15 protein-coding genes and 1 pseudogene are annotated in these 21,293 nt (G+C 34.2%); 13 read left to right on the plus strand and 3 right to left on the minus strand.

All coding sequences use genetic code 11. The annotated features are described in order from the left end of the window. Window positions 1-34 precede the first annotated feature (34 nt). The 8 genes and pseudogenes from F0000_RS00265 (at window position 35) to F0000_RS00300 (ending at window position 8,468) form a co-directional block, all read left to right on the plus strand. Window positions 35-685, plus strand: a complete 651-nt coding sequence (locus F0000_RS00265; RefSeq protein ID WP_149622684.1) for a response regulator transcription factor — start codon at window positions 35-37, stop codon at window positions 683-685. Between the two features lie 557 nt (window positions 686-1,242). Beyond that, window positions 1,243-2,919, plus strand: a complete 1,677-nt coding sequence (ilvD, locus tag F0000_RS00270; protein WP_149622685.1) for a dihydroxy-acid dehydratase — start codon at window positions 1,243-1,245, stop codon at window positions 2,917-2,919. Between the two features lie 80 nt (window positions 2,920-2,999). Next, window positions 3,000-4,733: a biosynthetic-type acetolactate synthase large subunit gene (gene ilvB / locus F0000_RS00275; protein ID WP_149622686.1), complete on the plus strand. Its 1,734-nt coding sequence runs from the start codon at window positions 3,000-3,002 to the stop codon at window positions 4,731-4,733. A gap of 50 nt (window positions 4,734-4,783) precedes the next feature. Further along, window positions 4,784-5,317, plus strand: coding sequence for an acetolactate synthase small subunit (gene ilvN / locus F0000_RS00280; RefSeq protein WP_149622687.1), 534 nt, complete (start codon window positions 4,784-4,786; stop codon window positions 5,315-5,317). Between the two features lie 70 nt (window positions 5,318-5,387). Next, on the plus strand, window positions 5,388-6,863 hold the full coding sequence (gene ilvC, locus F0000_RS00285; protein ID WP_149622688.1) for a ketol-acid reductoisomerase: 1,476 nt from the start codon (window positions 5,388-5,390) through the stop codon (window positions 6,861-6,863). 129 nt (window positions 6,864-6,992) lie between these two features. Further along, window positions 6,993-7,574: an O-methyltransferase gene (locus tag F0000_RS00290; protein ID WP_149622689.1), complete on the plus strand. Its 582-nt coding sequence runs from the start codon at window positions 6,993-6,995 to the stop codon at window positions 7,572-7,574. A gap of 20 nt (window positions 7,575-7,594) precedes the next feature. After that, window positions 7,595-7,918 (plus strand): pyridoxal-phosphate dependent enzyme, encoded by a 324-nt coding sequence (locus F0000_RS00295; RefSeq protein ID WP_149622690.1) that lies wholly within the window; start codon window positions 7,595-7,597, stop codon window positions 7,916-7,918. Next, window positions 7,893-8,468: pseudogene (locus F0000_RS00300) on the plus strand (reverse transcriptase domain-containing protein). The gene F0000_RS00295 and the pseudogene F0000_RS00300 overlap by 26 nt, the downstream one beginning before the upstream one ends. A gap of 134 nt (window positions 8,469-8,602) precedes the next feature. Here F0000_RS00300 and F0000_RS00305 read toward each other — a convergent pair. Then, on the minus strand, window positions 8,603-9,721 hold the full coding sequence (locus F0000_RS00305) for a GTP cyclohydrolase (protein WP_149622691.1): 1,119 nt from the start codon (window positions 9,719-9,721) through the stop codon (window positions 8,603-8,605). 318 nt (window positions 9,722-10,039) lie between these two features. Continuing rightward, the gene (locus tag F0000_RS00310) at window positions 10,040-11,710 is read right to left on the minus strand and encodes a transporter (protein WP_188111982.1); all 1,671 of its coding nucleotides are present in this window, start codon (window positions 11,708-11,710) and stop codon (window positions 10,040-10,042) included. Between the two features lie 100 nt (window positions 11,711-11,810). On the opposite strand from F0000_RS00310, the gene F0000_RS00315 reads away from it, so the two are divergent. The 4 genes from F0000_RS00315 to F0000_RS00330 all read left to right on the plus strand — a co-directional run bounded on the left by F0000_RS00315 (window position 11,811) and on the right by F0000_RS00330 (window position 17,495). Beyond that, window positions 11,811-12,080, plus strand: a complete 270-nt coding sequence (locus F0000_RS00315; protein ID WP_149622693.1) for a DUF4834 family protein — start codon at window positions 11,811-11,813, stop codon at window positions 12,078-12,080. A gap of 33 nt (window positions 12,081-12,113) precedes the next feature. After that, window positions 12,114-14,552, plus strand: coding sequence for a YfhO family protein (locus F0000_RS00320; RefSeq protein ID WP_149622694.1), 2,439 nt, complete (start codon window positions 12,114-12,116; stop codon window positions 14,550-14,552). Window positions 14,553-14,560: 8 nt separating this feature from the next. Next, complete coding sequence (locus F0000_RS00325) at window positions 14,561-15,844, plus strand: glycosyltransferase family 4 protein (RefSeq protein ID WP_149622695.1); 1,284 nt, start codon at window positions 14,561-14,563, stop codon at window positions 15,842-15,844. Window positions 15,845-16,037: 193 nt separating this feature from the next. Continuing rightward, entirely contained in the window at window positions 16,038-17,495 is a 1,458-nt protein-coding gene (locus tag F0000_RS00330; protein WP_149622696.1) for a polysaccharide biosynthesis C-terminal domain-containing protein, read from the plus strand. Between the two features lie 63 nt (window positions 17,496-17,558). Here the strand turns inward: F0000_RS00330 and F0000_RS00335 are convergent, their stop codons facing one another. Then, window positions 17,559-18,842, minus strand: a complete 1,284-nt coding sequence (locus tag F0000_RS00335) for a hypothetical protein (RefSeq protein WP_149622697.1) — start codon at window positions 18,840-18,842, stop codon at window positions 17,559-17,561. 259 nt (window positions 18,843-19,101) lie between these two features. Here F0000_RS00335 and F0000_RS00340 point away from each other — a divergent pair, with 259 nt between their 5' ends. Next, the gene (locus F0000_RS00340) at window positions 19,102-21,207 is read left to right on the plus strand and encodes a T9SS type A sorting domain-containing protein (protein WP_149622698.1); all 2,106 of its coding nucleotides are present in this window, start codon (window positions 19,102-19,104) and stop codon (window positions 21,205-21,207) included. Window positions 21,208-21,293: the final 86 nt, after the last annotated feature.

A 21,293-nucleotide genomic window follows, 5' to 3' on the forward strand; every position in this document is an offset into this window, starting at 1 on the left:
TTTGATTATTTTTGATCCTGATAAACCTAATAAGATGAAGAAAAAAACAGTTGTAGTTGTAGATGATCACCTTCTCTTTGCGCAATCTCTGGAAAGCCTTATCACTAATATCGAAGGTTATGAAGTTTTGGAGATACTTAAAAATGGAAAAGAACTTACGCAATACTATTTACATAAAAGAAAAAAACCGGATCTTATCCTGTTGGATGTAAAGATGCCGATAATGGATGGCATTCAGACCATGCAGTGGCTCAAAGAAAACCAATCAGAACAGAAGGTGCTGGCACTAACCATGGAAGATGATGAAGAAACCATTATCAAAATGCTTAGAGCCGGGGCAAGAGGGTATTTATTAAAAGATATTCACCCGGAAAATTTTGAGTTTGCCATGAAGATGGTCATAGAACAAGGTTTTTATTATTCTACTAAAGTAGAGACAGCTCTTAAGTATTCTGGCTCCATGGATGATCAGAATGAGAACCTGGCAGATAAACTTACGGATAGAGAATGGGTATTCTTAAAATATGCCTGTTCTGAGTTGACCTATAAAGATATTGCTAAAGAAATGAAGTTAAGCCCTAAAACTATTGAGAACTATAGAGAAGCAGTTTTTAAGAAATTACAGGTGAGAACAAGGGTGGGATTAGTCATATACTGCATGAAAAACAAATTTTTTAAGCTTTAATAGCTGTTGGAAAGCTAATTTTATTATATTTACTACCAGATTATATGAAGAATAAAAACATACATACAATAAATGTCATTGAGGTCGTGGTGATTATTTCATCCTGAGCAAGGGCATTTTAATATCATAAAATAAAATCCCTTTGCGAAAGTAAAGGGATTTTTTAGTAAACTTATTTTACAATGAAATTTAATACAATTAGTACGATCAATGTCATTCGTGTCATCGTCATTCTTTTATCAGAATGAAGGGATAGTAATGCTATAAAAAATATAAGATACCCTTCAAGATTTTGAAGGGTATTTTTTTGGTTAAAAAAACTGGTATTATAAAAATATTAACAAATAGTGATTGTAAATAAAAGAAGTGTAATGTATTGGTTATCAGTAGTTAATTGCTTTTTGTTAATAGTTGGATATTGTAAGGATATTGAATAAAGTATAATCGTTTAGTCATTACAGAATAGTTTTATACTGCGGTTTGTTTTTTAAGTATGAATCACATAAAAAAACAGTTAAAATTTTGAATAATTAATAAAAAAACAACATTCATAGAGGATGGATATTAATAAATTTAGTAAACAGGTTACACAAGACGATACTCAACCAGCAGCACAAGCAATGCTGTATGCTATTGGTTTTTCTGAAGAAGATTTTAATAAACCATTAGTCGGTATTGCTAGTACGGGATATGAAGGTAACCCTTGTAATATGCACCTTAATGATCTGGCTAAGCTAGTAAAGCAAGGAACACAAGAAGAAGATGTTGTAGGATTGATATTCAATACGATTGGAGTAAGTGATGGAATTTCTATGGGAACACCAGGAATGCGCTTTTCATTACCGTCCAGAGATGTAATTGCCGATTCTATGGAGACTGTTGTACAAGGAATGTCTTATGATGGAATGATCACTGTAGTAGGTTGTGATAAGAATATGCCTGGTGCTTTGATGGCAATGATTAGAGTCAACCGTCCTGCTATTTTAGTATATGGAGGAACCATCGCATCTGGTTGTCATAATGGTAAAAAGTTAGACATCGTATCTGCATTTGAAGCCTGGGGAGAAAAGGTAGCCGGTACTATGGAAAAGGAAGAGTATCGATCTGTAATCCAAAAATCAATCCCAGGTGCTGGAGCTTGTGGAGGGATGTATACAGCTAATACCATGGCTTCTGCTATAGAAGCTTTGGGAATGTCGCTACCCTATAACTCTTCTAATCCTGCCATTAGTAAAAATAAAGAAGAAGAAAGTATCGCTGCAGGAAAAGCAATACGAACATTATTAGAAAAAGACATCAAGCCATTGGATATTGTAACCAAAAAATCGCTGGAAAATGCGATCCGACTGGTTACTATTTTGGGAGGTTCTACCAATGCCGTATTACATTTCCTGGCAATTGCCAGAGCAGCAAATGTAGAGTTTACACTAGCTGATTTTCAGAAAATTAGTGATGAAACTCCATTTCTTGCGGATTTAAAACCAAGTGGGAAATATTTAATGGAAGATGTTCACAATATTGGTGGAATACCAGCAGTATTAAAATATCTATTAAAGAAAGGATTGTTACACGGTGATTGTTTAACAGTTACAGGAAAAACATTAGCAGAAAATTTATTGGATGTTCCGGATCTGACCGAAGGTCAGGAAATTATAAAGCCACTGGAAAATCCTATAAAGGCTACCGGTCATCTTAGAATTATGTTTGGTAATCTTGCAGAAGAAGGGTGTGTGGCAAAAATCACAGGAAAAGAAGGATTACGTTTTCAGGGAAAAGCCATTGTATTTGATAGTGAATATGATGCCAATGATGGGATAAGAGATGGTAAAGTCCAAAAGGGAAATGTGGTCGTCATTAGGTACGAAGGTCCAAAAGGAGGTCCCGGAATGCCGGAAATGTTGAAACCAACAGCTGCGATTATGGGAGCGGGCCTTGGTAAAGATGTAGCATTGATTACAGACGGAAGGTTCTCAGGAGGGACTCATGGATTTGTAGTTGGACATATCACTCCAGAAGCTCAGGAAGGCGGTTTAATAGGTCTCGTAGAAGATGGAGATGTTATTACAATCGATGCAGAATCAAATTCTATCACAGTGGCGATAGATGATGACGAAATCAAAAAGAGAAAAGCTTCCTGGATTCAACCTCCTTTAAAGTTTAAAAAAGGAGTGTTATATAAATATGCCAATACAGTATCTTCTGCATCACAAGGATGTGTAACAGATGAATTTTAATAGGTATTCTAATACTCATCAAGTATAGATGTCAATAAATTGTCATTCTGGCAAAAGCCAGAATCTAAAAATATAGCGTAATGGAAACACAGACGCAAACAGAAAAAAAAGAAATAAAAGTGACTACAGGAATAATGACCGGGGCAGAAGCAGTAATACATTGTCTGTTGGCAGAGGGGGTTGACCTTATTTATGGATACCCTGGAGGTGCTATTATGCCCGTGTATGATGAATTATATAAATTTCAGGATCAATTACGTCATATATTAACAAGACATGAACAAGGAGCAACACATGCAGCGCAGGGATATGCAAGAACCAGTGGTAGAGTAGGTGTAGCAATTGCGACATCAGGTCCTGGGGCTACTAATTTTGTAACAGGAATTGCAGATGCTCAGATTGATTCTACTCCTATGGTATGTATTACCGGACAGGTAGGCTCACATTTGCTAGGATCAGATGCATTTCAGGAAACTGATATAATTGGGATTTCTACACCTATAACCAAGTGGAATCATCAAGTAACAAAAGCAGAAGATATTCCTGCTGTATTAGCAAAGGCTTTTTATATCGCACGTTCAGGACGTCCTGGGCCAGTGCTTATTGATATAACAAAAGATGCACAGTTTGGAGAACTTGATTTTAAATATGAGAAGTGTAAAGGGGTACGTAGTTATAAACCAGTTCCACTGACAGACCCTAAAACATTAGATCAGGCAGCAGCACTTATCAATACGGCAAAAAAACCAATGATTGTTTTTGGTCAGGGAGTGATTCTTGGCAAAGCAGAAGTAGAATTGAAAAGTTTTATAGAAAAATCAGGAATACCTTCTGCCTGGACAATACTGGGGCTTTCTGCATTACCCACAGCACATCCGCTGAATGTCGGTATGGTAGGAATGCACGGAAATTATGGTCCTAATAAGCTTACAAACGAATGTGATCTGTTATTAGCAATAGGAATGCGTTTTGATGATCGTGTAACAGGTAATTTAGAAACCTATGCCAAGCAGGCAAAAGTAATACATTTTGAAATTGACCCTGCAGAAGTAAATAAGAATGTAAAGGCAAACGTTGCAGTGATGGGAGATGTAAAGAAAACATTGTCTGAGATACTTCCGCTTGTACAGTCTAACACTCACGAATCTTGGTTACAGGAATTTAAAGATTTTGATACTATAGAATATGACAAAGTCATTAAAGAAGAATTATACCCTTCTAAAGAAGGACTTTCTATGGGAGAAGTTCTTAGAGGAATTAATGAAGAAACAAAAGGAGATGCTGTAATCGTATCAGATGTTGGACAACATCAAATGATTGCGTGTCGTTATGCAGAATTTACCAGAACTAAAAGTAATGTAACTTCTGGAGGTCTGGGGACTATGGGATTTGCTTTGCCGGCAGCAATTGGAGCAAAAATGGGAGCGCCAGAAAGAGAAGTGGTTGCTATTATTGGCGATGGAGGGTATCAGATGACGATACAAGAATTAGGAACTATTTTCCAAACCAGAGTACCCGTTAAGATTGTGGTTCTTAATAATGACTTTTTAGGAATGGTACGCCAGTGGCAACAATTGTTTTTTGATAAAAGATATGCGTCTACAGAAATGGTGAATCCTGATTTTGTAACCATTGCAAAAGGATATCATATAGAAGCCAAAAGGATTACCAAAAGAGAGGATTTACAAGCTGCAATTGCAGAAATGATAGCTTCACAAGAGCCATATTTCTTAGAAGTATGTGTAGAAAAAGAGAATAATGTATTTCCGATGATTCCTACTGGAGCATCAGTTTCAGATATAAGATTAGAATAGTAAGGTTTTGTCATTCCGGCACAGACTGGAATCCCTAAAAGAATACAAGAATGGAGAAAAAAAGTTATACAATATCAGTATATACTGAGAATAATATAGGACTGCTGAATAGAATATCGGCAATTTTTTTAAAACGTCATATCAACCTGGATAGTATGACGGCGTCGGTATCAGAAATAAAAGATGTTTTTCGCTTTACAATTGTTGTAAAAATAACAGAAGAACAGGTCAAAAAGCTGGTAGGTCAGATAGAAAAACAAATAGAAGTGATAAAAGCTTTTTATCATACAGATGATGAAACAATCTATCAGGAGACTGCATTGTTTAAGATAGATTCTAAGCTACTGTTTGAGGAGCGACAAATTCAGAATGTTATAAAAGAAAGTAATGCAAATATTGTCACGGTAACGCCTGAGTTTTTTGTATTAGAAAAAACTGGAAGACGCAATGAGGTCGAAGCGCTATACGATGCATTAGAACCTTTTGGGTTAATGCAGTTTGTACGTTCCGGAAGAATTGCCGTGACTAAGGATAAGATGCATATCTCTAAAATATTAGAAACTTTTGGAGCAGAAGCTTTTTAAGTAAAACAACTAAAAATCAATACTAAATAGATTTCCGATAAAACGGAAGTAACCACAAATTAAGAAGGAAATGGTAAATTATTTCAATACGCTATCATTAAGAGACCAATTAACACAATTAGGAAAATGTCGTTTTATGGATTCTTCTGAGTTTTCAGAAGGAGTAGCAGCATTAAAAGGAAAAAAAATAGTGATCGTAGGATGTGGAGCGCAAGGGCTGAACCAGGGATTGAATATGAGAGATTCTGGTTTAGACGTATCATACACACTTAGAGAAGGGGCTATCAAAGAAAAGAGACAGTCCTATAAAAATGCTACAGAAAATGGATTTACCGTAGGTACTTATGAAGAATTGGTTCCTGATGCAGATGTAGTTATTAATCTTACACCAGATAAGCAACATACTCAAGTAGTGAGTGCTGTTATGCCATTAATGAAAAATGGAGCTACTTTATCATATTCTCACGGATTTAATATAGTAGAAGAAGGAATGAAGGTTAGAGAGGATCTTACCGTGATCATGGTGGCTCCTAAAAGCCCAGGATCAGAAGTGAGAGAAGAATATAAAAGAGGATTTGGAGTGCCTACACTAATTGCAGTTCATCCGGAGAATGATCCACAAGGGCATGGGCTCGCGCAAGCAAAAGCATATGCAGCAGGAACAGGAGGTGATAGAGCAGGAGTATTAGAGTCTTCTTTTGTGGCAGAAGTGAAATCTGATCTTATGGGAGAGCAAACAATTCTTTGTGGATTGTTGCAAACAGGATCTATCCTTTGCTTTGATAAAATGGTAGAAAAAGGAATTGATGCCGGATATGCTTCAAAATTAATTCAATATGGATGGGAAACTATTACAGAAGGATTAAAGTATGGAGGGATTACCAATATGATGGACAGACTATCAAATCCGGCCAAGTTAAAAGCATTTGAGTTATCCGAAGAATTAAAAGATATTATGCGGCCATTGTTTGAAAAACATATGGATGATATTATTGGAGGTCATTTTTCTAAAACCATGATGGAAGATTGGGCAAATGATGATAAAAATTTACTATCCTGGAGAGAAGCTACCGGAGAAACTGCATTTGAAAAAACAGCAGCAGGTACCGTAGAAATTTCTGAACAGGAATTTTATGATAACGGAGTGTTGATGGTAGCCATGGTAAGAGCAGGAGTAGAATTGGCTTTTGAAGCGATGACAGCATCAGGAATTATTGAAGAATCAGCATATTATGAGTCACTTCATGAGACACCATTAATAGCAAATACGATTGCACGTAAAAAATTATTCGAAATGAACCGTGTAATTTCTGATACTGCAGAATATGGCTGTTATCTGTTTGATCATGCTTGTAAACCACTACTAGGAGACTTTATGAAAAAAATAGATGTTGATGTCATTGGCAAAGCATACGATGAAGGAAAAAGTAATGGAGTGGATAACGCTAAGTTAATAGAAGTAAATGCAGCATTAAGAAATCACCCAATCGAAGTTGTTGGAGCAAGATTAAGAGCTTCTATGACGGCAATGAAGCCAATAGTATAATATAAAGAATTTTTCTAGCTGGGTCTGTTGGAGTTTTGAGATGTGTATTGTGTAATCTTTGATGGACTCAGGCTAGGGAAAAGAAATCGCTTCATTTTACTATAAATTCTACCTATTAAAACAAAAAAAATGAACGATTCAACTATCCTTGATATTCCAAAAGTCTATCCCGAAATAGTGACAAAATCCAAAGAAATTGGCTTTACCATGCCTTCTGATTTGTATATAGGGTCTTTATTAAAAACTTTGATAGCATCAAAACCAGCAGCAAATATACTGGAGCTTGGTACCGGTATTGGCTTATCGTTATCCTGGATGATTGATGGTATGGATATAGATTCTAAAATAACCACAGTAGATATTGATCCGGAATTAATAAAGATAGCACAAACCAATTTTGAGAAAGATAAAAGAGTAAATATCATATGTCAGGATGGTACAAAATGGATCAAAGAATATACAGGTAAAAAATTTGATCTGATCTTTGCCGATGCGTGGCCCGGAAAATATAGTGAAATTGATGAGGTTCTGGATTTTCTAGCTATCGGGGGAATCTATATAATTGATGATATGTCTTCACAGCCTAATTGGCCGGATGGGCATCAGAAATATGTTGATAATCTTATACTGTATCTCGAAGAAAGAAAGGATTTTAGTCTTACCAAATTAAGTTGGTCAACGGGGATAGTTATTGCTGTTAGAAAATATTAATCTCATAGAAAATACACTTTATGGAAGAAGAGACAAGATATTTTCCTGCGTTAGAAGATATTCAAAAAGCAACTTCTGTAATAAAAGAGGTTTCCATGGTTACTCCTTTGATGAATTCTCTTAGATATTCAACAAAATACAAGGCTGATATCTTATTAAAAAGAGAAGATCTGCAACGAGTTCGGTCTTTTAAGATTCGAGGTGCTTTTAATAAGATTAGTTCGTTGTCTAAGAAAGAGTTGGCAAAAGGAGTCGTTTGTGTCATTGCGGGGAATCACGCTCAGGGAGTAGCTTTTGCCTGTCAGCAATTAGGAATAGATGGTTCATTTTCCTTCACCTGTTAAAGGAGTAGTTATTCCAAAAAGAGGCGGTAAAACACGTCCGTTAGGAATTCCTACATTTAGCGACCGAATCGCCCAGCAGATTATCAAAAAGTATATTGAAGCTCGATTAGAGTCTGAATTTATGGATAACTCTTATGGTTATAGACCCCATAAGAGTACACACCAAGCAGTACAAAATAGCGTACGGCAATACAGTTGAGTTATAGATTTAGATATTCAAGAGTTTTTCGAGAATGTAAACCATAATTTACTCTTTAAAGCATTGGCAGTTCATATTTCCGAACCTTGGGTAGAGATGTATATTAAGAGATGGCTAGAAACTCCTATCCAACTTGAAGATGGTACATTACTTTTCTCAAAAGGAAAAGGGACTCCCCAATGCGGAGTACTAAGTCCTTTGCTTTCTAATTTATTTTTGCATTACGCAATAGATAAGTTGTTGGCAAAAGAGTACTCGGAGATTAAGATGGTTCGTTATGCAGATGATATGATTATTCATTGCCGTAAAGAATTGGAGGCAACTCTTGACTTTGATAGTTTAAATCATTAATATATTGATAATGAGTATTTAAAAAAAAACAAGGGTGCACTACCTTATTCAGATCACTACAATCTACAAAAAAACTAGGGGGAGTAGAAGAATTTCATAAATTCATAAAAGGATATGTGTAGTCTCCGGATATATTAAATAGATTTTCGATATGTCCTTCTCATCTTATGTTGTTCGTGTTCATAATCATTCCAGAGCGCCTGTATTGCCTTGTTTTCTTCTAATTCTGGATTTGTTTCTACCATTTCTATACCGTTACGAAGAAAAGTTTCGTTCATTTCCTTGAATATAAGAGCTGTTACTCCTTTATTTTGATATTCTGGGTCTACACCAATAAGATAAAAGGCAGCGGTATCATTTCTACGTTGCGCTTTGAGGATATGTAAAAATTTAAGAGGATATACCTTACCGTTCATTTTTTTTAATGCTTTTGAAAATGAAGGCATTACAATAGAAAAAGCAATAAGTTTACCTGTGTTATCCGTAATACATGTTATATAATCAGGATTGAGATAAGGTAGATATTTTTTCTTATACATTTCAATTTGATATTGCTGTATAGGAACAAAAGTTTGAAGACTGCTATATGTTTTATTTAGTAAATCAAACATATCATCTACATAGGCTAATATTTCTTTGCTTTTATTGAATTTAAGTAACTTTAATTGATAACGTTCCTTGATAAGTCTGGCGAATTTTACAACTTTTTCTCTGGTTTTCTTTGGAACTTTTATTTTATATTCTACCCAGGTAGCTGCATCTTCGAGCCCCAGTTTTTCCATATGCTCTTGATAATAAGGATAATTATACCAGGTAATCATAGTATTTAACTCAGTAAACCCTTTGATTAGAATTCCTGCTTTATCCATATTCGAAAAGCCAACAGGGCCTTCCATATATTCTAAAGAATATTTTTTACCGTAGGCTGCAACTTTTTTTAATAATGCTTTTGTTACCTCTATATCATCAATTACATCGAACCATCCAAAACGTACTTTGGGTTTTTTCTGTTCTTTTACTTCAATCCAATTAATGATAGCAGCTATTCTGCCAACAATCTTATTATTTTTATAAGCGAGATAATAGGTGGCTTCAGAATTTCTAAAAACTGGATTTTTCTCCGGATTCATTACATCTAGTTCTTCTTTTATTATAGAAGGAACATAATAGGGAGAGTCTTTATATAGTTTAAAAGGAAATTTAACAAATGTGGTCAAATCTTCCTTGGAGGTAGCTTCTTTGATTGTAATCATACATCTTCTCTAATTCCTAACAAATATATAACCCTTTTATTAAATAAACTTAATGAAGAACGATCATTTTATGAACCAATTAATGGTTGAACGTTATTCATTTCCCAATTGGTCTTATATAAAAATACTCCAATAATCAAATTAATGATTTATGGAGTATCTTGTGTGTTAATAAATCATAGATAACCAAATATTATACTATGAATAATTTTTGCAAATCAGGTTTTTTACGACACTATCCCACTATTTTTATATCTCATCTTTAGCCGCATGCGGATCGTATATCCCTGAGTTGGTTGTTAGAAAAAGGATGCTTTTTTATTCATCATTACCTTTGTTTTTCTCTTCCTTTTTCCTTTGTTTTTCTTCTTCTTTTCTACGTTTTTCTTCTTCCTTCTTTTTCTTTTTTTCCTCTTTTAAACGCTTTTTATCATCCTCTTTTCTACGTTTTTCTTCTTCTTTTTTAGCTTTCTCTTCTTCTTTACGAAGTTTGTCATAAGCAGCATCTATATCCTCTTCTTCTTGTACGCTCTCTTTCTTTTCTTTTTTCTTCTTCTTCTTTTTCTTTTTCTTTTTTTCAGATTTTTTCGGTTCTTCTTTTGTAGGCTCTAAGTTTAGATCCTCTTCAAGTTTTTTTAATTCTTCATCTATTTTCTTGAGTTCATCATCAGCACTATCATCCTGTTCCATTTTATCAAGCTCAGCATCAATATCTTCAATCATTTTTTGTTTTTCTTTCTCAGCTTTGACACGAGCCTTTTCAGCTTGTTTGGCTTCTTTAGCTTCACGTTTTAACCTTCTTCTTTCTTCTTTCCTTAACTTTTTATCGTTCTTTTTGTCTACTTTTTCCTGTTCGAGTCGTTCTCGTTCCAGACGTTCAGCAGTTCTTCTTTCATCCAGATCTTTTTCCATGTCTTCTCTAAGGCTGCTATCTTCAAACTCGTTAATAAAAGGAGTCTTTTCTAATTTTATGCTATCGTTCTCGATTTCTTCAATTTCATCAATTTCTCCTTCTTTTTTCTCAATACCTTCTTCGTTTTCTTCCTCGTCATCTTTAATACCTCCTTCAAAACCAGGTAATTCGATAATCTCGTCTTTGGTATGCCAATCAAATCGGTAGGAACCTCCAAAACTAAAGGTAAATACAGAAGGAGTATCTTTAAAATTGGTAGCGATATTGGCATCTATTTGTAAATCATTATTAAATAAATATGCACCACCCAATCGTAGTATGTTATCACTATAAAAGTCACTTTTTTGTCCTTGATATTCGCCAAATATTGCCCATTTATCATGAATAGTATGGGTACTTGTTATAATCCAGCCATAGGTAGGAATATCTGTAGTGATCTTATCTATAATTAAATTAGTAACCAACACCCAGCTTCCGGCATTACTGGTCCACCAATTGTTCTGAGTAGCAATTACAAATTTTGGACTAATCGTTTTGTCTGTAGGGAATGTAAAAGGGTTATCAGAAGTTACATAATTCATACCGACATATGCCGATACTGCTGGAATCAAAGATTTCCATCTAAACTTATACGTTTTTTTCCAGCTTTTTAATTTTTCGAGTTCTAAAGAATCATTTTCCTTTGGTTTTTTATAAGGGTCATAAATAAGGTATTTTGCACCAATAGTATTAAACTCAAAATTACTTCTTTTAATTTTTTCCTCATTAGCACCTATTGTTTGAGTAACACCATCACTTCTGAATCTACCATTCAGAATAATTTCCAGCTGCTCTATTAATAGTCCGTATCTTACACTATAATCAAAATTAAAAAGATTGGTTTTGGTATCGAGAATTTTATGTTTTTCTTTACCGAAACCAAATCCACCTTCTAGTTGTAATACATTATTACCAACAGAAAAGGCTCCTTGAGAAGTACCGGGTCTATTTGTATTAATTTTTTCGGTGTATTGTGCAGTTACAGTTAGCCCCAGTAGGAAAAGGCTAATCGTTAGCAGCATAGATTTTGGGTTCATATACAATAGATTTGGTTCAAATATAGCAGATTTTATCATTTTTTTAGGACTGCCATCACGTAATTGTATAGAGAGTTCCCTATTTTTGAAAAAAAATGACATGCAGGTGGCTTCTTTATCAGGGGTATTAAAGGTTATTCTCATTCTATTATTAATATATTACGGATTAAAGATATTAACGCGTTTATTTGGTCCTCTATTGCTCAGATATGTAACAAAGAAAGCAGGAGAAAAGTTTCAGCAACAATTTCAGCAATATCAACAACCTCAATCTTCGACAGAAGAAGAAGTAACAATCGACAAAAAATCAAAACAAAGTTCCGGTAATAAAGATGTTGGAGAATACATCGATTATGAAGAAATTGATTAATTTGGCACTTTATATACAAATAGTCCCACACTTATGTCTTCTCTAAAAAGATTCTTACCTCATTTATTAGTTATAGTTGGTTTTATAATTGCCTCATTAGCATATTTTAGCCCGGTGCTGAGTGGCAAAATGTTATACCAGAATGATATCAAGCAATACGAAGGTATGGCTAAACAACAAAATGAGCATCGTACTGAAACAGGAAAAGAGACCTATTGGAACAATGCAGCTTATTGCGGGATGCCAACCTATGCTATAGGAGCAAAATTCCCACACGATTATATGGATAAGCTGGATAGATTGCTTCGTTTTTTGCCCAGACCAGCAGATTATTTATTTTTATATCTTACTAGTTTTTATATTTTATTATTGGTAATGCGGATTCCCTGGAAACTGGCTATTCTTGGCGCTCTTGCTTTTGGTTTTTCGACCTATTTAATTATTATTATTGGTGTAGGACACAATGCAAAAGCACATGCAATTGCGTATTTCCCTTTAGTACTTTCCGGGATTTTACTGGTTTTTCAAAAACGATATGTTTGGGGATTTATACTTACTTCTTTGGCGATGGGATTAGAAATTCAGGCGAATCATTACCAAATGACTTATTATCTGGGGTTATTAACTGTTGTTATAGGTATTACCTATTTTATTGATGCATTCAAAAAAAAGCAACTTCCTCATTTTATAAAATCATCCTTGATATTGATTGTAGCTGCTTTTTTGGGTATTGCTACCAATGCTACTACCTTATTGTCAACTTCAGAATATGCCGATACCAGCATACGAGGTAAAAATTTATTGGCAGAGGAGACGGCCTCCTCATCAGAAAAAAATGGATTGGATTATGAATATATTACAGCGTATAGTTATGGTAAATTAGAGTCGCTAAACCTTTTTATCCCTAAACTTATGGGATTAGGACGAGCTTCTGATCTGGGTAAAGATTCTGCTTTTTATCAAAAACTTATTGCATTGGGGCAACCGGCTGATCAGGCTAATTATTATGCAAATGTTACCGGATTATATTGGGGAGCTCAGCCTTTTGTTGAAGCACCTCCATATCTCGGGGTTACTGTGGTATTTCTGGCACTATTAGGATTGTTATTGCTCAATGGACGATTGCGATGGTGGCTTATTGGCGGTATGGTATTATCACTGACATTAAGTTGGGGTAAGAACCTGGATTTCTTAACGAGGTTTTTTGTAGACTATGTTCCTTTATATAATAAATTCAGAGCGGTTTCCAGTATCCAGGTGATTCTGGAATTATTGATTCCTATTGCTGCCGTATTTGGTTTGTATAGACTATTCAATGAAAAAATTCCATTTATAGAGAGACAAAAGAAATTTTTAATATCCCTTGGTGTTTTTGGAGGATTGTGCTTGCTTTTCTGGTTGTTTGGAGGAAGTTTATTCAGTTTTAAATCACCTTCGGATGTACAATTAGCTATAGAGCAACCTGCGATTTTTGATGCTATTAAAGAAGATCGTATTACGATTATGAAGAGTGATAGTTTACGTTCTTTAATTTTTATACTTCTTATTGGTGGCTTTCTCTGGTTTACTCTGAAAAAGAAAATTTCAGAAAATATTGCTTTGGTAGGCATAGGAATACTGATTGTGGTAGATTTGGTCAGTGTAGATCGAAGAAGTGTGGATAGCGAATCGTTTATCTCTAAACGTACGTATTCGTCCTATTTTCAACCAACAGAAATAGATACTAAAATTCTGAAAGATAAATCCTACTATAGAGTATTAGATCAGGCAAGGGGATTTAATAATTCTCATACTAACTATTTTTTTAATTCTGTAAATGGATATTCTGCGGTTCGCCCAAGAAAAATGGAAGATATATTCTTCAAACATATTTCTAAAGGAAATCTGCAAGTGGTAAATATGCTTAATATCAAATATGTTATTCAGCAGAACGAAAAAAGAGAAATGGATGTTCAGCAAAACCCTTCTGCCAATGGCCCAGCCTGGTTTGTAGAAGAATTACAGTTTGTGGATGGGTATACATCAGAATTTAAAGCACTGGAATCTATAGATACTAAGAAGACGGCAGTTATCAGGAAAGAGTATCAGGAACAACTAGCAGGGTTTACACCTGAAAAAGATAGTATTTCTACGGTTTCGATTTCTAAAACTACGCCAGATCATCTGGCATATAATGTACACGCCAGGAATCCAGGTTTTATCGTTTTTGCAGAAACGTATTATAAGGATGGATGGAAAGCGTTTATAGATGGAAAACCAGAAACCATATATCCTGTTAATTATATGCTGAGAGGACTAAAAGTGCCTCCAGGAAAACATACGATTGAGTTTAAATTTGAACCACAAGTTGTAAAAACGGGAAGCAGTATTACATTGGCAAGTTCTATTATTTTTATGTTACTTTTCTTTGGCGCTTTGTTTTTAGAATTTAAAAAAAATAAAAATAGTACTTCTGTTGAAAAAGAAGTATAGGAGAAATTATTTTGAAAGTATTGATTATTACATATTATTGGCCTCCTGCGGGTGGACCTGGAGTGCAGCGATGGCTTAAATTTGTAAAATACTTCAAGGAGTTTGGCATTGAACCCATTGTATATATTCCTGAAAATCCAACATACCCATTAGTTGATGATTCTCTGCTATCAGAAATACCGGCAGGAATTACGATTCTTAAACACCCGATTTTTGAACCGTATCGATTTGCAGAATTCTTTTCTAAAAAAGAAACCAACACCATAAGTAAAGGGATTATTACCAAAAAAGAGAAGCAATCTTTTGTCCAAAAGCTGTTGCTCTATATACGAGGTAATTTTTTTATTCCTGATGCCAGAAAGTTTTGGGTACGACCCTCTGTACATTTCCTAAAAGAATACCTTGTTGATACTAAGGTTTCTATGATCATTACGACAGGACCTCCTCATAGTGTTCATCTGATTGGACAGCAATTAAAGAAAGTCCTCGGTATCAAGTGGATTGCAGATTTTAGAGATCCGTGGACTACGATAGGATATCATACTAAATTAAAACTTTCTAATCGTTCTGTAGCTAAGCATAAAGGATTAGAAAAAAAAGTGCTTACAGAAACAGATCACATTGTAGTAACAAGTTTTACAACAAAGACTGAATTTGAGGCTATTACTGATACGTCTATTGCTGTTATTACGAATGGTTATGATGTGGAATCGGTTTCTATAGTAGATCTAGATTCAAAATTTACGATTTCTCATATTGGATCTTTATTATCAGGAAGAAATCCCAAACAGTTATGGAAAGCTCTATATGATCTCACAAAGGAAAACAAAGATTTCGCAACGCAATTTGAGTTAAAATTAGTTGGTGCTGTGAGTGACGATGTTTTATTTTCTATTAAAGAAGCGGGTTTATCCGATTATTTAGAAATTAAAGGGTATGTTTCTCATACCAAAGCGATAGAAATTCAACGAAGTTCGCAGGTTTTATTATTGGTAGAGATAGATAGCCCGGAGACAAGATGTATTGTTCCTGGGAAATTGTTTGAATATATGATTTCTAAAAGACCTATTTTAGCACTGGGACCTGGAGGTGCTGATGTTTCCAGATTAATACGAGATACTAATTCTGGTAGTTTTTTTGAATATACCGAGTACGAAAAAATTAAAAGTACAGTTCTTGATTTTTTTATGCTTTACAGAAAAGGAATTCTAGTATCAAATGCAGTTAATATTGAAAAGTATAGTAGGAGGGAGCTTACTCGCGAGATGTCTGAGGTGCTAAAGAGCTTGTGAGTCTTTATTGTATGTCGATTTTTAGGATAGGCATCGGGCAAATGACTTGTGAATAGGGTAATTAAATGTCTGCGTCAGGGATAGTAGTGTAAATCCCGCAGTCTGACTGTAAGGAAGTGCGAGGAATTGAAACGGATAGCCCGCCCGGACGCCATAATTTATATACTAAAATAACCTTGAATAACCTGAAGTAATGGGAATAGTAGTCAATCAATCCATAAAAAATGTAATCATTACCTTTTTGGGTTTTGGTATTGGAGCGATTAATACATTGTTTTTGTTTACTAATTTTATGGAGGAACAATATTATGGATTGGTTTCGTATTTGTTTTCTACCTCTAATATCATCTGGCCATTAATCGCATTTGGTGCTCAAAATACCATGATAAAGTTTTATTCTTCTTATGTGAATAAGGATCAGCAAAATAAATTTTTGAGTTTGATGCTTTTTATGCCATTGTGTATTGCATTGCTTATTGGTGCAATTGGGACTGTCTTTTATGGATATATTCTTGATTTATTTAGTGAAAAAAATACGATTGTTCAACCTTTTGTCTGGACAATATTTATATTGGCAATAGCACTGTCATATTTCGAAATATTTTTTGCCTGGGCAAAGGTGAAATTGAAAAGTGTATTTGGGAATGTAATGAGAGAGCTATTTCTGAGAGTTTGTATTATGGCACTTTTATTTATGGTGTATTTTGAAGTATTATCAATAGAGCAGTTTATATATGGGATCGTTGCCGTGTATGTGATCCGACTGATTGTTATGATGGTGTATGCGTTTAGGTTGCATGATTTTACCTATAAATTTTCGGTTCCAGATAATTTTGTTTCGGTTTTTAAGTATTCGGTATTGATACTTATTGCAGGATCTGTCGCTACTTTATTAATAGATCTGGATAAGACAATGATAGAAAGGTACTTGCCTATAGAAAATGTAGCCAAATACCAGATTAGTGCTTATATCGCGAGTGTTATTATTATTCCTTCCAGAGCAATGCATCAGATTACATATCCTTTGACGGCTAAGTTGCTGAATGAAAAAGGGTTTGATCAATTGCATGCGTTGTATAAAAAAAGCTCTTTGAATTTATTTGTTATTAGTGGTTTATTGTTTGTATTGATTATCTGTAATGTGCATCAGCTTTTTGAATTTATCCCCAATGATTATGAGCTTTTTATATGGGTAATTCTTCTTATTGGTATTAGTAAGTTAGTTGATAATCTCCTGGGTAATAACAATTCTATTCTGTATAATTCTGATTATTATAGAATTGTATTATTTATAGGAGTGGCTATGGCAGTACTGTCGTTTGTGCTTAATATAATCTGTATACCAATGTATGGAGTCACAGGAGCTGCTATTGCTACCTTTGGTGCAGTTTTTTGTTATAATCTTTCTAAGGTATGGATTGTAAAAATAAAGTTTAAGATGCATCCTTTTTCTAAGGAAACTTTTATGACTTTAGGGTTGATTACAGCGTGTGCATTTGGGTTTTATTTTTGGGATTTTCAATTTCATCCTATAGTTAATATAGGGCTTAAAAGTATATTAATAGGGGCTTGTTATATGGTGTTTATATATGTATTTAAAATATCTCCTGATATTACTAATATACTAAAGAAAATCCCTCGAGGTGCTTAAGCATACAACTCTAGAGGGATTTTCCAACTAACCAACCAAAAAAATAAATTCTTTATATTTTTCTTAACTTCGACTTCTTGCCGCACGAGATCTGGAATTATTAGATCTTGCAGTTTTATTAGTGGAAGTACTTCTTTGTCTTTTTACTGTATTCGATCTGGAATTATTTTTAGTACTTCTACTTGTATATTGACTCTTACGAGCACGATTTGTTACATTTGCTGAACGATCATTTCTTGTAGCACCTTGCTGCCTTTTTACAGCTCTCTGGTTTGTATTATTTCTTGTCGCTCTTATGTTGTTATTATTACTTCTGTTAGCGCGATTTGCAACAGCATTTCTTCTCGTATCTCTTGATTGTGATTGCGCTCGATTTCTATCCTGAGTACCTCTTGTATTAGATTGTACTCTATTTCTGGTTTGGGTACTTCTATTTACAGTTCTTGTTCTTGAGTTAGGAGTAACTGCTCGATTTCTAGAAGTGTTTCTGGATACATTAGTATTGGATCTATTTCTATTATTTGTAGCATTTTCTCTACTTCTGTTGTTTACTGTATTAGCCCTACTTCTATTAACAGTACGATAGTTACGATCATTTCTTCTGTACATCTCCGTTCTTCTATCACGGGTTCTGTAATCTAAACTTCTGGCACGACTAGTTCTTGCTCCTCTATGATAGCTTGCTACCCTGTTATTAGGTCTGTAATAATTACGACTTCTATAAGGCTTGTGATAATATCCATCATAATAGTTGTTTCTATATACAGTATAAGAGCATCTATACGGAGTATAATATCTTCTGTATGGTCTCGCGTATACAATACATCTTGCTACAGGAGGTATCGTAAAATATGCATGAAAAGGTCTGTATACATACTGTCTGTTATAGTCATTGATATATCCAGAACAGTTTATAAAGTTTCCATAACTGTTATAGTTTACATACAATCCACCCACTCTAGCCACTCTGCCATAGTCATTATAATTTATATATATATCTCCGGCCTGACTTATTCTGCCATAATAATCATAAAATATAGGTACATTTTCTATTTGTACTACAGCACCATAATCGTCATATTGCACATATGCATCATAATCATATCCTGCATTAAAACTAATATTTACTCCAGGTCTATTAATATTTACACGTATTCCACTTCTTGGGGTATTTACATAAAAATCAAATTGCCCATCAGCATATACAGAAAATTCAACACCATTTTCACTAAAGATGAAAGATTTTCCGTAATTATATCTTCTGGATAATTCTTCACTAGTATCATATGCATCAGCTGCGAATGATGTAAATAATAAGCTTGTAAAAAGTAAAACAATATTTTTCATAATCTGTGATTTTAAAAGAAACAACAAAATTAATTTTTGTTATTCTCTTTTATAGTATCAAGCAGTGTGCCAAAAACAAATTTTATGATGCATAAATAATTGTTTTGACTAGTATGAATAATTAATGCAAGCTGTTTTTAATAGTTATATTATTTAAAATCAGTTGTTTGTGTTTATTTTTAGATTTTGCCTGATTTCATGTTAACCTTATACTAGAAATGATCACAAAAAGGTAGTAATTCATCTTAAAACAAAAAAAATGAAATCTTATTTCTTAACATTTACAGGCTTACTAATCTTATTCACGGGAGTATTGACAAATAAAGTTTATGGACAATGTACTGTCGGACAACCAAATATTTCGGTACAAGCAGAAGCTTTTTCGAGTATTACGATAGTCGAAGGAACATCTACCACCTTAACGTCTCCAGTAGCCGGAACCACGTATCAATGGACACTGGATGGTATCAATATTAGTGGAGCAACATCTGCGACATATACTATACATAGTTTTGCGAATTCAGATATTGGAGATTATAATGTAATAGTTGATAGTGCGATACTTCCTAACGGAGTTAGTTTGAGTATTTTCAATGCAGATGTCAGCGATTATGATCGTGATCGTCAGGCGTTGATTGATTTTTATAATAGTACTGATGGTGCTTCCTGGACGAATAATACGAATTGGCTGACAGGTCCGATAGAAACATGGGAAGGTGTCAGAGTAGAAAATTGCAGAGTAACAGAATTACGCTTATCGGGTAATAATATATCCGGAACAATTCCTTCTTCTTTTAAAAACCTAACAGGATTAAAACGATTAAGTATAAGAAATAATACTATTTCCGGTATTTTGGATATTACTGAGATGCCATCTCTTCTTCATTTATATGTATCAAATAATAATTTGACGGATATAAGATTTGGGAACAACAATTTATTGCAACGAGTTCACATCCAGGATAACCCTTTCGTTTCTGGTAAAACAATTGATATTTCTAATATGAGAGGGTTGATAGATTTTAGAGCAGCTCGGTTAAACCTGGGTGGACTTACCGTTTCTGGGGATTATAATCGTTTATTGTATTTTATTATTTCGGAGAATCAAATTCCTGGGACATTGGATATTTCCAGAATGCCTAATCTTATATTGTGTTATGCTCACGACAATCAGTTTACCAATTTTAATATAGGAATTGGGGAAGCGCTCAGCAGGTTCTATTTTTATAACAATCCAGTTGCTGCCGGAAAAACGATGGATATTTCCGGGATGAGAAAGCTACTGGATTTCAGAGTTCAGGGATTAGGATTAAATCAGTTAATAATGTCTGGAACCTATGATGAGATGTTATATTTTATTATCAGAGATAACCAAATAGGAGGGACTCTTGATATTTCTATGATGCCAAAATTAAGATTATGCTATGCATTTAATAATCAATTTACTGATTTTAGATTAGGGAGTCATCCTGAGTTAGGAAGATTTTACTTTTACAACAACCCTGTAGTACCAGGAAAAACGATGGATATTTCTAGTATGAGAAAGCTACTGGATTTTAGAGTACAAGGGTTAGGTTTGAGTGAGTTAATAATGTCTGGAAGCTATGATGAAATGTTGTATTTTATAGTAAAGGATAATCAAATAGGAGGGACGCTCGATATTTCTATGATGCCAAAAGTTATTTTATGTAATGCCGAAAATAATTTCTATGATGATCTGATACTACCGTCTAATGTTACCGGAGCAGATCGTACATTAACTCATTTACATATTAGAAATAACAATTTACATTTTGATGATTTGCTACCTTACAGTACCATATTTGATAGTTTTAACTTTTCATATAATAGACAACGTACTGTTCCTACTCTAGTATCAGGAAGTACTGTTTCTGTACTTGTAGGCGGAGGGATTGATTATATATGGACTCCTTCTGCTTCTAATACTTCTTCAGTTGTTGTTACCGCAAGTGACACTTATTCTTGCGAAGTGAGAAATGCAAGTGTTCCGGGACTGGTAATAAAGAGTGATCCTGTTTTTGTAACAGCTTCTTCATCCAGAAGATCTAATCATACAGCAAAGACTACAAAGAGATTAGCTAATTCTGAAGATATGATGCAGGTATTTCCGAATCCAATCTCTGTTGGAGAGCCTATTAAGATTGCATTAGATATGGGAGAAAACCAAAATGCACATATAAATATTTATACAATTCAAGGAAAAAAAGTAATAAATCAGGTTATTGACAGAAAAGAAAAGAATTCACTGTACAGTATCCATTCTGATGGGCTTGTACCTGGAATATATATCATTTCTATGGAAATGGGATCAAAAAAAATAAATCAAAAGATTATTGTGAAATAATTGGATAGCCAGCGATTCCAACTTTACTTTATATTAGTGTAAAGTAAGGTTGGAATTATGCTGCTTGCTTGCAACTCCAAAAATTT

Origin of the sequence: Aquimarina sp. RZ0, assembly GCF_008370685.1 — a bacterium.
Taxonomy (GTDB): Bacteria; Bacteroidota; Bacteroidia; order Flavobacteriales; family Flavobacteriaceae; genus Aquimarina.